This is a genomic window from Streptomyces sp. Je 1-369 (genome assembly GCF_026810505.1).
Lineage (GTDB): Bacteria > Actinomycetota > Actinomycetes > Streptomycetales > Streptomycetaceae > Streptomyces.
The window spans coordinates 631,119-644,627 of sequence record NZ_CP101750.1; the positions used below are offsets into that span (position 1 = coordinate 631,119).

General features: G+C 68.9%; 9 protein-coding genes. 6 read left to right on the forward strand and 3 right to left on the reverse strand.

Going from position 1 to position 13,509, the window contains the following annotated elements:
* Positions 1–416: 416 nt before the first annotated feature.
* The 3 genes from NOO62_RS02895 to NOO62_RS02905 all read right to left on the reverse strand — a co-directional run bounded on the left by NOO62_RS02895 (position 417) and on the right by NOO62_RS02905 (position 6,612).
* A complete protein-coding gene (locus NOO62_RS02895) occupies positions 417–3,491 on the reverse strand; it encodes an AAA family ATPase (protein WP_268769301.1) in 3,075 nt (1,024 codons plus the stop codon).
* A complete protein-coding gene (locus NOO62_RS02900) occupies positions 3,488–4,651 on the reverse strand; it encodes an exonuclease SbcCD subunit D (RefSeq protein ID WP_268769302.1) in 1,164 nt (387 codons plus the stop codon). The genes NOO62_RS02895 and NOO62_RS02900 overlap by 4 nt, the downstream gene beginning before the upstream one ends.
* Before the next feature lie 1,079 nt (positions 4,652–5,730).
* The gene (locus NOO62_RS02905; protein WP_321170549.1) at positions 5,731–6,612 is read right to left on the reverse strand and encodes a class I SAM-dependent methyltransferase; all 882 of its coding nucleotides are present in this window, start codon (positions 6,610–6,612) and stop codon (positions 5,731–5,733) included.
* Positions 6,613–7,065: 453 nt separating this feature from the next.
* Here NOO62_RS02905 and NOO62_RS02910 point away from each other — a divergent pair, with 453 nt between their 5' ends.
* The 6 genes from NOO62_RS02910 (at position 7,066) to NOO62_RS02935 (ending at position 13,501) form a co-directional block, all read left to right on the forward strand.
* On the forward strand, positions 7,066–7,761 hold the full coding sequence (locus NOO62_RS02910) for a response regulator transcription factor (RefSeq protein WP_124718033.1): 696 nt from the start codon (positions 7,066–7,068) through the stop codon (positions 7,759–7,761).
* Positions 7,754–8,845, forward strand: coding sequence for a sensor histidine kinase (locus NOO62_RS02915; RefSeq protein WP_268769304.1), 1,092 nt, complete (start codon positions 7,754–7,756; stop codon positions 8,843–8,845). The genes NOO62_RS02910 and NOO62_RS02915 overlap by 8 nt, the downstream gene beginning before the upstream one ends.
* Positions 8,846–9,324: 479 nt before the next feature.
* Positions 9,325–10,311: a D-isomer specific 2-hydroxyacid dehydrogenase family protein gene (locus NOO62_RS02920; RefSeq protein WP_268769305.1), complete on the forward strand. Its 987-nt coding sequence runs from the start codon at positions 9,325–9,327 to the stop codon at positions 10,309–10,311.
* The gene (gene vanA / locus NOO62_RS02925) at positions 10,304–11,371 is read left to right on the forward strand and encodes a D-alanine--(R)-lactate ligase (protein ID WP_268769306.1); all 1,068 of its coding nucleotides are present in this window, start codon (positions 10,304–10,306) and stop codon (positions 11,369–11,371) included. The genes NOO62_RS02920 and vanA overlap by 8 nt, the downstream gene beginning before the upstream one ends.
* Complete coding sequence (gene vanX, locus NOO62_RS02930; protein ID WP_268769307.1) at positions 11,364–11,987, forward strand: D-Ala-D-Ala dipeptidase VanX; 624 nt, start codon at positions 11,364–11,366, stop codon at positions 11,985–11,987. Before vanA ends, vanX begins: the two co-directional genes overlap by 8 nt.
* Before the next feature lie 152 nt (positions 11,988–12,139).
* Positions 12,140–13,501, forward strand: coding sequence for a UDP-N-acetylmuramoyl-tripeptide--D-alanyl-D-alanine ligase (locus tag NOO62_RS02935; protein WP_268769308.1), 1,362 nt, complete (start codon positions 12,140–12,142; stop codon positions 13,499–13,501).
* The last annotated feature ends 8 nt before the right edge of the window (positions 13,502–13,509 follow it).

Sequence of the window (13,509 nt, forward strand, 5' to 3'; positions counted from 1 at the left end):
ATGGCGGAGGACTTGCCCGTCGCCCAGGGAGGGTGCCCCTCACCGACCGGACGCTGCTGGACGACCGAACTCGAGGCACACCCACACACCTCGAACCGAACCGTCGGCCCCCAGGCCTGGCTGCACATCCAACTCCAGGGCTACGCGGTCGGCACTCCCGACCAGAACGGAAACCAAAGGACCCGCTCCGGCAGGACCGGGGCGGCGACCAACCAGGCGACAGGCAGAACAGTGAACAGCAGGCAGCAGACCGTCGTGAGGGCCTACCTGCAAGGACGTCACACTGGCGGAACAAGTAGACGCAGCAGCTGGCCCTGGAGGCTCTCCGGGGGACACGCGGGGGGACAGAAGGGCAAGGACGGTCACGGAAAAGCCGGGTAAGACAGGGCACGATCCGGAATCGAGGATCCGAGACCTCACCCACCGCCCCGCTGCCGCACCGTCGAACCCGCCCGTCCCTTCACCACCTCCAGCTGCGCATGCACCCGTCGTCGCAGGTCAGCGACGTGGCTGACGATGCCGACGCTGCGGTCCCTTTCACGCAGGGAGTCCAGGACGTCCAGGACCTCGTCGAGGGTCTGGTCGTCGAGGGAGCCGAAGCCCTCGTCGATGAAGAGCGTGTCGAGCCGGACGCCGCCCGCCTCGTCGGTGACGACGTCCGCGAGGCCCAGCGCGAGGGCGAGGGAGGCGAAGAACGTCTCGCCGCCGGAGAGGGTCGCGGTGTCGCGCTCGCGGCCCGTCCAGGCGTCGACCACGTGGAGACCGAGACCCGAGCGGCCGCGTCCGGTGCGGTCGGCGGAGTGCACGAGGGTGTACCGGCCGGACGACATGCGGTGCAGTCGGACGGTCGCCGCCGCGGCCACCTGTTCCAGGCGGGCCGCGAGCACGTACGACTCCAGGCGCATCCTGCGTTCGTTCTCCGCCGACGTGCCCGCGGCGAGACCGGCCATGCGGGCCACCCGGTCGTACGCGGCCCGCAGCGGCGCCAGCCTGCGCGTCGCCGTGGCCGTGCGCGTGGAGAGCCGGTCGAGTTCGGCGCAGCGCCGGGCGGCGGCATCCTGTGCGGAGGCCGCGTCGCGGAGGCGTCGGGCGGCGGCCTCCGCGGCGTCACCGGCGGCTTGGAGGTCGGCGGGCGGCTGCTGCGCGGCGGTGGCCGTGTCGGGTTCGGCGAGGACGGAGCGCACCGCTGCGTCCTCGTTCCGCCAGGCGTCGATGCGGTGCTGGACCTCGCGGTACCTGGCGTCGTCGAGGAGGGCGGCCGCGGCGGCCGTCGGCGTGTCGAACCCGGCGCGGAAGGCCGCGTCGGCGAGTCGCGCGTCGGCGTCCTTGAGGCGTTCGGCGGTGTCGTCGGCGGCGCGGACGGCGTCCGCCGCCTCGGTGAGCAGCGTGGCCCGATGTTCCAGCTGGGCGGCGCGGTCGGCCACGCTGCCGGTGGCGCCCCGCGCGCGGGTCAGCTCGGCGTCGAGGGACTGCTGTTCGCGCTCCAGGGCGTCGCGCAGGGTCGCCCTGGACGCGGTGCGGCGCGCGGCCTCCTGCTGCTGGGCGAGCCTGCGGTCGTACTCGCGCTCGGCGCGCGCCAGGGCTTCGCGGGCGCCGTGCAACCCGGAAGCCTGGTCCCGGGCCGCGGTGTAATCGCGCCGCAACGCGTCCACGGATTCGGAGAGTTCGTCGGTTGTGGGGTCCTCGTCCAGGGGCCCACTGGGTGGGGAGTCGTGCGGGTTCGTCGCCGGGCCGCCCCGCGCTGCGGCCTTCGCCGCGGCCAGGGATTCCCTGACGTCCCCCAGGGCTCGTTCGGCGGCCGACCTGGCTTCGTCCGCGCGGCGGTGGGCGGCGAGTGCCGCCTCCTCGGCCTGGCGGTCCACGTGTCCTGCGACCTTCCGCGCGGGGGCGGGGTGCTCCGTGGCACCGCACACCGCGCACGGTTCGCCGTCGCTCAGGTGGGCCGCGAGTTCGGCGGCGATGCCGGTGAGGCGCTGCTCCTTGAGGGCGAGCCAGTGTTCGTGGGCCTCGGTGGCGGACTCGCGGGCGGCGAGGGCGTGTTCCTGTGCCTCGGCCGCGTCCCGGGCGAGCCGGTCGCGGCGGCGGGCCGCGTCCAGGCGGGCCTCGGCGGGTGCGAGCAGGCCGCCCAGGCGCTCGGCGCGGGTCGCGGCTTCCTGCGCGGACTCGATGCGCTCATGGAGCGTGGTCCGGGTCGTCTCCCAGCCCTCGAGCCAGCCCGACGCCTCCTGGAGCAGCTCGTCGTCCGCGCGTTCCTGGCGGTCCAGCGCGGTGCGTTCGGCGGCGATCTCGGCGGTACGGTCCTCGGCGCGCCGGGCCGATGCGAGGCCGCCCAGTTCCTCGGCGGCCGTGCGCGCGGCGGCGGCGAGGCCCGTCGCCCCGGCCGACGCGAACGTCTCGGGCAGTCGGCCACGCGCGCGTGCCTCGGCTTCCGCGGCGCGGCGGTGTTCGGCGTCGGCGGTTTCGCGCAGGCCCAGGGCGGGCGCGACCTTCTCGGCCTTGCGGGCCCGTTCGAGGCGCTCTTCCAGGTCGCGCTGTTCGTCCACGCGCGCGTGGAGCTGCTCGGCGCGTGACTGTGCCTCGGCGAACCGACGTTGCAGTCGGTCGAGTTCGCGTACGTCACCGAGTCGGCGTTCCGCGTCGGCCTGGGCGGATTCGGCGGCGTCGAGGGCGCAGTGGGCGACGGTGAGGCGTTCCCTGACATCCGCGCGGGCGACGGCCGCCCAGGTGAGGACCGCGTCCGCGAGGCCCGGGTCGCCGGGCGCGAGGTCGGGCAAAGGAAGTTCGGCTTCCCGGCCCCCGTCGCCCGCCGCCTGCTGCATGCGGTGCGCGTCGGCGAGGAGGGCCGCGTCGCCCTCCTTGACCTCGGCCTCCGTGGTGCGCCGCTGCTCGGCGAGCCGCTGTTCCACGGCGGCGAACCTTCGGGTGTCGAAGAGGTTGCCGAGGAGCTTGCCGCGGGCCTCGGCGTCGGCGCGCAGGAACCGGGCGAAGTCCCCTTGGGGCAGGAGTACGACCTGGCAGAACTGTTCCTTGCTCATACCGAGGAGCTGTTTGATCTCCTCACCGATCTCGTTGTGGGACCGGCTGAGGGCCTTCCATCCGCCGTCCGGGCCCGCCCCGGCGTCGTACTCGCGCAGCCAGCTCTGCGCCTTCTCCGTGGTGGTGCCCTTGCCGCGCTTCTTGGGGCGCTCCCAGGGAGGCTGTCGGGTGACCTCCAGGCGGCGTCCGGCGACGGTCAGTTCGAGGCACACCTCCGTGCGCGTGCCCTGCTGCGCGTGGTCACTGCGCAGCGTCATGCCTTGGCTGCCGCCCTGCCGGGCGCCCGGCACCGAGTTGTAGAGCGCGTAGCACACCGCGTCCAGGACGGAGGTCTTGCCCGCGCCGGTCGGGCCGTGCAGGAGGAAGAGGCCTGCGGCGCTGAGGTCGTCGAAGTCGATGTCCTGGGTGGTGCCGAAGGGCCCGAAGGCGGTGATGCGCAGGCGGTGGAGTCTCATCGGGCGACCTCGCGCAGCGTGGCGTCGGTGCGGACCGCGTCGAACGCCGAACGCAGCACTTCCTGTTCCTGCTCGTCGGGCCCGGCGCCGCGCACGTGGGTCACGAAGTCCTCGGCGATCTGCTGGTCGCTGCGGTCCCGGAGCCGCTGGGCGTACGAGACGTCCGGGTCGTCCGGGGCCCGGTCGGGTGCGAAGACGAGGCTGAGGGTGTGCGGGAAGCGCTCGCAGAGCCTGGCCATCGGGTCGTCGGGGCGCACCGCGTCGGTGAGGATGGCCTCGACCCACGCGTCCTCGTGGCGGGCGAGGTCCGGGTCGTCGAGCAGCTCGTCGAGGGTGCCCCGGATGCGGGCGAGCGCGCGCGGCACCGGGCAGTCGACGCGCTCGGCCTCGATGTGCCCGTCGGGTCCCAGGTCGACGAGCCACATGCTTTTGCGGTGGTCGGCCTCGGAGAACGAGTACGGCAGGGGTGAGCCCGAGTAGCGCACGCGCTCGCCGACGGTCTGGCTGCCGTGCAGGTGGCCCAGGGCCGCGTAGTCCACGCCCTCGAAGACTCCCGCGGGCACGGCAGCCACGCCACCGACGGTGATGTCCCGCTCACTGTCGCTGACCTGGCCACCGCTGACGAAGGCGTGGGCGAGGACGACGGAGCGGGTGCCGGGCGCGCGGCCCGCGAGGTCGGCCCGCACGCGGTCCATGGCGGCGCCGATGACCGCCTCGTGTCCGGCCTTGTCCACCGCGAACTCGTCCTTCACCAGGGCCGGTTCGAGGTAGGGCAGGCCGTAGAACGCGACGCCTCCGTGGGAGTCGGTGAGGATCACCGGCTCCGCGCAGGCGGCCGGGTCGGTACGCAGATGGATGCCCGCGCGGTCGATGAGGCCCGCGCCCACGCCGAGGCGGCGCGCCGAGTCGTGGTTCCCGGAGATCATGACCGTGGGCACACCGAGGTCGGCGAGCCGGTGCAGGGCGTCGTCGAAGAGCTCGACGGCCGCGAGTGGGGGCACCGCTCTGTCGTACACGTCCCCGGCCACCACGACGGCGTCCACGTCGCGCTCGCGCACGGTCGCCAACAGGTGGCCGATGAACGCGGCCTGGGCGTCGAGCATGTTCACGCGGTGGAACGAGCGGCCCAGGTGCCAGTCGGACGTGTGCAGAATTCTCAAGATGCCGCTCCGACCTGCATGTTTCTCCCTACTTCGCCCGCGTAGTCAGCACGGAACCAGCACGGTCCCCGTTGTCAGCACCAACCACGCTAGCGCCCGTCAACACCTGGTCCATCACGGATCTCAGCCTCCCACCGGCATCCGGGGTCAAATGTCCGTAGATGTCCGCTGTGATTTGGATGATGGAGTGGCCAAGTCACCCAGATACTTCGAGCAGCGAGACGCCGTCGGCGATGGCCCTGCTGGCAAAGAAGTGGCGCAGCGTGTGCGCGGTCCACGGCTCGTCGCCGTACCCCGCCTTCCTGACTGCCGCCTTGAATTCTGTCCGCTAGTTCGAGTCGAGCGCTCCCCCGCCGTGGTGTGCGTGCACGAGATAACCGTCACGACCGACGCCATGCAGTGCTACATGGCGATCGACCGCCGACATGACGGAGGCAGGCACCGGGACATCGCGCCACTCTCCCTCCTCGCGAGACGTGAGTGGCGCCAATTCAGCCTTGCACCCGTCAGCGCGCTCTACTCGCACGAACTGGCGGCGCAACCGCATATTCCCGGACTCGAAGTCCGCGTCACGGACGGCCAGAACTTCCCCAATTCGCAAACCACATCCCGCCATGAGCCATATCGAAATGGCCCAACCGGGCCGGATTCCATCGACAATAGCCCTTACAGCCTTTCCATCAGGCAACGATCTCCCGTCAAGCCGTTTTGCCTTTATCCGAGGCACAGCAACTAGCGCGACTGGAGACTCAGGGACCCTCTTCTCTGCCACAGCAGACCGAAAGAGAGCTCGAAGCGGAATCATTAGCGTGTGATACACGGTTCGACGCGACAGCCCTTCCTCGATCCACGCCCTGAGCAGCACCTCGATATCCCGGGAAGTGACACTCGCCAGGGGCTTTCCCCCGAGGTGCGGCCCCAGAGGCAGCTTGATGAAGCGCACATAATTTGCTCGAGTTGTATCCTTCGCCGCTCGCCGCGACCACGCCCAGGTTTCGAAAGGCGGTTGCGGCTTTGCTTCGCCTCCCGGCCTGAGCGGTGTCCAGTCCCGGAACTCACCTCGCCTCCGCCCTGCCCCATTACCTCGGAGCCGCGCGAAAGTGCAGGTTGGTGATGAGGGGCCGGTTACTCCGGAGGAGAGGTAGCGACGCGGCCCGGGAGACCACGTGGCCCGTGAGGCCTCGCCCGGCAGGGAGGGGAATGTCCCGGATCTCAGTGATGGCTGGATGGATGGCCTGAAGCGTCCGGTGTCCGTCAGGGCCCATTCCCCAGGGCATCGGGGGCAGGCGGTAGCCTCCTGGCCCCTTCCCGCCGGTCCGGCATCGCGCGCTGAATCGGTGCGAGACGGTGTCGAAGACCATGCTGCCGCCGGGGAATGTTTCCGCGCAGGCGGCGATCAGTTTGTGTACCCGTGCGGCTTCGAGGTACATGAACAGCCCCTGGGCGGTGACCAGTACGCCGCGTGAGGGGTCCACGAGCTCCATCCAGCGGCTGTCGGGGTCGCGGCTGATGTCGCAGGGGATGTGGCGCTGTCGCCTGCCGCGCGGGAGGACGAGTGTGCGTAGCTCGAGTGGGTCGGCCAAGTCAACGGAAACCCACTGCACTTGACCGTTGTCCACCCGCCAGAACGTCGTCTCCAAACCCTCACCCAGTGCGATCACGGTGCCTTCGGGGTGTTCGGAGAGGAAGGCGCGCACCACCCTGTCGAACGCGAGGGCGCGCAGCGCGAGGGTCTGGGCCACCCAAGGTTTGGCGCGGCCGAGTCGTTGGCGGAAGGGGAAGTTCACCTGCGCCACCAGTCGGACTGCTTGCGGGTCCGGGAGCACGGTGTCTTTCCGGGCCGCCTCGGCTGCACGGTGATGCAGAGTCCATAGCGTGGTTTCTGCGACTCCCGTGAGATCCGTTGTGGTAGGGGACTGCACAGTGCGCCTCTTTTCGGGTCTGGACGGCGACGCCCACACGACTTCGCCAGTTCAGCTTTCTGCTCAACGGCCCGCTTCCCGTTTTGGTCACCGTCTCGAGACTCCCTCGCGCCGTGGCGCATGGGCGAGATCGCGGCTGTGCACAGATGGGCTGTCGTCGCCCGTGACGTCGTGTCCAGGCGGTCGTGTCCAGGCGGGTGAGGCGGCGGCGGGCGACCCGGGCACGGGTCCGGCACACGGCGAGGGAGCCCGTCGGTGTGGCCTGCTGTGTTCCCTCGCCGTCCGTACCAACGGCCCCCTCAAGGGTGACGTTGATCGAAGGCTCGTCGATGGACGGAACGTGGTGTTCATGCGGGTCACAGCCCCGAACGCCTTCCCGGGATGCTCGTTGGAGGCGGTCGCGATGCACTGATGGACGGTGGCACGGTGTTGTCGGCGCGTATGCCGTTTTTGATACGCGGACGATATGTGCCCGCTCGTAACATCGAGAGTATGCGTGTGCTGATCGTCGAGGACGAGCCCTATATGGCGGAAGCCATCCGTGATGGCCTGCGCCTGGAAGCGATCGCGGCCGACCTCGCGGGCGACGGCGACATCGCCCTGGAAATGCTGAGCATCAACAGATACGACATCGCCGTCCTCGACCGCGATATCCCCGGCCCTTCTGGTGACGAGATCGCGAAACGCATCGTCGCCTCGGGCAGCGGCATGCCGATCCTCATGCTGACCGCGGCCGACCGCCTCGACGACAAGGCATCCGGCTTCGAACTCGGCGCCGACGACTACCTCACGAAACCGTTCGAACTGCAGGAACTCGTCCTCAGGCTCCGGGCGCTCGACCGCAGGCGTGCCCACAGCCGGCCTCCGGTTCGTGAGATTGCAGGGCTGCGGCTGGATCCGTTCCGACGCGAGGTCTACCGGGACGGCCGCTACGTCGCGCTGACGCGCAAGCAGTTCGCCGTACTGGAGGTCCTCATCGCCGCCGAGGGCGGTGTCGTCAGCGCCGAGGAACTTCTGGAGCGCGCGTGGGATGAGAACGCCGATCCGTTCACCAATGCTGTTCGAATCACCGTCTCAGCACTGCGCAAGCGTCTCGGTGAGCCGTGGATCATCGCCACGGTCTCCGGCGTCGGCTATCGAATCGATGCACAGCCGCAGGCCGGAGACGGGGGAGAGAACCATGGATAGAGCGCCTGGATTGAGTGTCCGCCTCAAGCTCACCCTCAGCTACGCCGGATTCCTCATGCTCGCCGGTGCCTTGGCGCTCGCCGCCGCAGGAGTGTTCCTCCTGCAACAGGGGTGGTTGCAAACCAACGAAGAGGGGGCATGGAAAAGCAACCCGGTCATCGACTTCGTGCGGGGTTTCGCGCCAACGGCAGCCGCAGTAATGGTGTTCCTCCTCGTGTTCGGCCTCCTGGGAGGATGGATCCTCGCCGGTCGTATGCTCGCCCCCCTGGCTCGCATCACCAACGCCACCCGCACGGCCGCTACGGGATCGCTCTCGCACCGTATTCAGATGCCGGGCCGCCAGGACGAGTTCCGCGAACTTGCCGACGCCTTCGACGCGATGCTCGCACGGCTTGAAGCACACGTCGCCGAGCAGCAGAGATTCGCGGCAAACGCCTCGCACGAACTACGCACCCCGCTGGCCATCTCGAAATCACTTCTCGACGTGGCCCGCACCGATCCATCACACGACACCGGCGAAGTCCTCGACCGCCTCCAAACTGTCAATACCCGAGCGATCGACCTCACTGAAGCGTTGCTCTTGCTCAGCCGAGCCGACCAGCGATCCTTCACCCGCGAACAGGTCGACCTGTCCCTGATGGCGGAAGAAGCCACCGAAACGCTGCTCCCCCTCGCGGAAAAGAACGGCGTCACGATCGAGACCCGCGGCGACATCACCCCCGCGAGCGGATCGCCGACGCTCCTGCTGCAACTGACCATGAACCTCGTGCACAACGCGATCGTCCACAATCTGTCTGAACAGGGCAGGGTGTGGGTCACTACCGGCGTCCACTCCGGCACCGTGATGCTCACGGTCGAAAACACCGGCGAGAATCTGCCTCCACACCTGGTCTCGACGCTCACCGAACCATTCCAGCGGGGCACTGAGCGCATCCACGCCAGCCAGACGGGCGTCGGCCTCGGCTTGGCCATCGTCACAACCATCACTCGCGCACACGACGGCACCCTCACCCTCATCCCGCGCGACACCGGCGGCCTTCGCATCACGGTGGAACTGCCCGCACACACGCCCCCGCGGTCGTGATACGCGTGCTGCGCGGCATCGTGAGCAATTTTGGGCGCCACGTCCTCGGCGCGCTCGAGCACCAAGTGTGCCTCAAGGGCGACGGACACCGAGTCCACCCAGGCGTCGGCTGCCCGCTCCAGTGACCACAGGGCGCCGGCCAGGGCCACGTCGTTGTAGAAGCGGGCCCGGCCCAGCAGATCCTGGTCGAAGCCGGGCAACGAGCGCGATCCCGAGAGGCGTGCTCCGGCCAATCGCTCGGCCAGTTGCGCAGGCTGTCCGGGCCGTGGCTGGTGGCCAACAGGATCACGGGCATGCCGAAGTACAGGATGCTCTGCCGGATCGCACGGTGGGTTTCGTCCGTCATAGGCCAGAACGCCACCGGCTGGTGGCCTGCTCGGCGAACACCGCGCGGGCAGGCAAAGCGGGCCGACAACGTATCGGCAGCGTATCGAAAACTGCATACGCGTCGGCAACACCCCGTTTCCTTTAATGGAGGCATGACCTACAGCGAACCAGTGGGAATCACCGCTTTCGGATGCGGGCGGGACGAAGCCGCACGGTTCCGGGAGCTGGCGCCCCGATTCGGAGTGACGCCGACAATCACAGAATCCATGGTGTCGGAGGACAACGTCCACCTGGCATCCGGAAACCGGTGCATCAGCGTCGGACACAAGACCCGGATCACCCCGGCTACAATTCGTGCGCTGAGCCGGGTCGGCGTCTCCTATATCTCCACAAGAAGCATCGGGTACGACCACATCGACGTGGATTATGCGGGCCGCGTCGGCATTTCCGTCGGGAACGTCTGCTACTCCCCCGACAGTGTCGCCGACTACACGGTGATGATGCTGCTGATGGCGGTGCGCAACGCCAAGTCCACTGTCCGCCGTACGGATGTGCACGACTACCGGCTGCCCGACATACGGGGGAAAGATCTGCGCGACCTGACCGTCGGCGTGGTCGGAACGGGGCGCATCGGCAAGGCCGTCATGGAAAGGCTTCGCGTCTTCGGATGCCGGATATTGGCGTACAGAAATCGTGCCGGTGAATCCGGTGACCCCGCCGACGAGGTGTCGCTCGATGAATTGCTGAGGTCGAGCGACGTCGTCACGCTCCATGCGCCGCTCAACGCCGAGACGCACCACCTCCTCGACCGTGAACGCATCCAGCGTATGAAACCCGGCGCGTTCGTAGTCAACACCGGGCGCGGTGCCCTCATCGACACCACCGCGCTGGTCGCGGCACTGGAGGACGGGCGCCTGGGCGGTGTCGCACTCGACGTCGTCGAAGGCGAGGAAGGCGTGTTCTACGCCGACCGACGGAACGCACCCATCGACAGCAAGCCACTGCTGCGGCTGCAGGAAATGCCGAACGCTTTCATCAGTCCGCACACCGCGTATTACACGGACCGCACCCTGAGTGACACGGTCGAGAACTCGATCACCAACTGCCTGAAATTCGAAAGCAGGAATCAGCATGCCTAAGGCCAAGCTTCAGGTCGGAATCCTCTTCGGAGGCTGCTCGGAGGAACACCCCATTTCCATCAAGTCCGCGCAGGAGATCGCGCGAAACCTCGACCCGAACAAATACGAGCCGTACTTCATCGGGATCACGCGCAACGGCGCCTGGAAACTCTGCGAGGGCCCCGCCACGGACTGGGAGAGCGGCGCATACCGGCCCGCCGTGCTGTCCCCGGACCGCGGCGTGCGCGGACTGCTCGTCCTCGATCAGGGGAAGTACGAGACGATCGGCCTGGATGTCGTGGTGCCGGTACTGCACGGCAAGCTCGGGGAGGACGGCGCGGTCCAGGGCCTGCTCGAGCTGTCCGGAATCCCGTACGTGGGCTGCGACGTCCAGAGTTCCGCGCTGGGCATGGACAAGTCCCTCACCTATGTCGTCGCCGCCGGCGCCGGAATCGCCACGCCGAATTTCTGGACGGTCGCGGCGGGCGAGGACATCGACGCCGACCGGCTCACCTATCCCGTCTTCGTGAAGCCGGCCCGCTCGGGATCGTCCTTCGGGGTCAGCAAGGTGGCGAACGCGGAAGAACTGCCGGCCGCGCTGGACGTCGCCCGGCGGTACGACACGAAAGTCCTGGTCGAGGAGGCGATCGTCGGCAGTGAGGTTGGATGCGCCATCCTGGGCGGCGGAACGGACCTGACCGCGGGAGAAGTCGACCGCATCGCCCTGTCCCACGGATTTTTCCGGATTCACCAGGAGGACGAACCCGAGACCGGCTCCGACAATTCGACGCCGATCGTCCCCGCCGATATTCCGGCTGAATCCCGGGCACGCGTCCAGGAAGTGGCGAAGGCCGTCTACCGCGCCCTGGGCTGCAGCGGACTCGCCCGCGTGGACCTGTTCCTCAAGGACGACGGACAGGTGGTCCTCAACGAGGTCAACACATTCCCCGGCATGACCTCGTACAGCCGATATCCGAGGATGATGGCCGCCGCTGGGGTTCCGCTGCCCGAAGTGATCGACCGCCTGGTGACCGAGACGCTCGCCTGGCCCCTGACTCCGACGGAGCAGGCCGATGCGTAACGACTTCGTCTTCATAGACGAGTTCATACCCGGGATCCGCTGGGACGCCAAGTACGCCACCTGGGACAACTTCACCGGAAAACCGGTCAACGGATACCTGGCCAATCGCATCGTCGGCACTAGGGCCCTGTGCGCGGCATTGCAGAGCGCGCGAGAAGAGGCGGCCTCGCACGGATTCGGCCTCCTTCTCTGGGACGGCTACCGCCCGCAACGCGCCGTGGACTCTTTCCTGCGCTGGTCGGAGCAGCCGGAGGACGGCCGCACCAAGCACCACCACTACCCCAATATCGACCGGCCCGAGATGTTCGAGAACGGATACGTGGCCGCCAAGTCGGGCCACAGCCGCGGCAGTACCGTCGACCTGACGTTGTACCACCTGGAAAGCGGCGACCTCGCCGTCATGGGCGGCGGCCACGACCTGATGGACTCGATCTCGCACCACGGAGCGGAAGGAATCTCGCGCGCCGCGGCGGACAACCGCAGACGTCTTCGCTCCATCATGGAGACCAGCGGATTCAGCTCCTACGCATGCGAATGGTGGCATTACACGCTCAAGGACGAGCCCTACCCGGACACCTATTTCAACTTTCTCATCACACAGGTGAGTCTGGGATAAATACGGCGAGGCTCCGGCGGTCCGGCCGGAGCCTCGGGGTCCCCGGACGCCGAACGGCGAAAGCGAGCACCCCCACCAGAGCCCACCACCTATCGTCAGCGTATCGAGAACCGCATACGCGCCGGCAACACCCCGCCGCCTTCACTGGAGCCATGACTCAGAGCCAGCCATTCCGCGCCCCGCGCCCCCTTTCCCTCGCCGAGATCGCCGCGCTCGTCGGCGGCCGGGTCACGGGTGACGCGACCGTCACGGTGAGTGCGCCGGCCGTACTCGACAGCCGGCACGGCGAACCGGGCGGTCTCTTCGTCGCCATGGTCGGTGAGCGCGTCGACGGCCACGACTACGCCGGCCACACCCGTGCGACCGCCGTGCTCGGTTCACGGCCGACACCGCTCCCCACAGTCGTCGTCGGCGACGTGCCGGCCGCACTGCAGACACTCGCCGCCCGCGCCGTGGCCCGGCTGCGCGAGCGGCTGACCGTCGTCGCGGTGACGGGCTCGCAAGGCAAGACCAGCACCAAGGACCTGCTGTCCGTGGTCCTTTCGGGCGCCGGGCCGACCGTCGCCACACACGGTTCGTACAACAACGAACTCGGCGTGCCCCTGACCATGCTGCGCGCCGACGCGCACACCCGCTTCCTCGCCCTCGAAATGGGCGCCCGCCACCTCGGCGACATAGCCCACCTCACCGGACTGGTCGCACCCGACATCGCGGTCGTGCTCAACGTCGGCCAGGCCCACATCGGGGAGTTCGGCTCGCGCGCGGCCATCGCACGGACCAAGGGCGAACTCGTGCGCGGCCTCGCACCCGGCGGCACCGCCGTCCTCAACGCCGACGACCCCCGCGTCGTCGCGATGCGCGCGCTGACCGACGGGCCGGTCCTGACCTTCGGCCGCGCCGAACACGCCGACGTGCGTGTCCAGGACCTGGCCCTCGACCGCCTGGGCCGGGCGGCCTTCACGCTGCGCACCTCCGGCACCTCGGCCCGTGTCGCGCTGCCGCTCGTGGGCGCCCACCAGGCACTCAACGCGGCGGCCGCCGCCGCGGCGGGACTCGCGGCCGGCATCCCCCTGGTCACCTCGGCGGTGTCCCTCAGCACCGCCACACTGTCCAGGTGGCGCATGGAGCGCCGCATCCTGGCCTGCGGCGCGACCCTGCTCAACGACTCCTACAACGCCAACCCCGACTCCACCCGAGCCGCCCTGGACACGCTCGCCTCGATCACGGGCCGGCGCCGTATCGCTGTACTCGGCGCGATGCTCGAACTTGGCGCCGACAGCGAGGCCGAACACCGAGCAGTGGGCGAGTACGCGGCCGCGCGCGCCGACCTGGTGGCCGTCGTCGGCGAAACCGCCCGTCCCGTCGCCGACGCCGCGGGAGAGCGGGCGGTCGCATTCACCGACAATGAAGCAGCCGCCGCCTGGCTGCGCGAGAGCCTCACCGGCGGCGACGTCGTCCTCGTCAAGGCGTCGCGCGGCGCCCGCCTCGACGAGGTGGCCGCCGCACTCGGGTAACCGTGCGG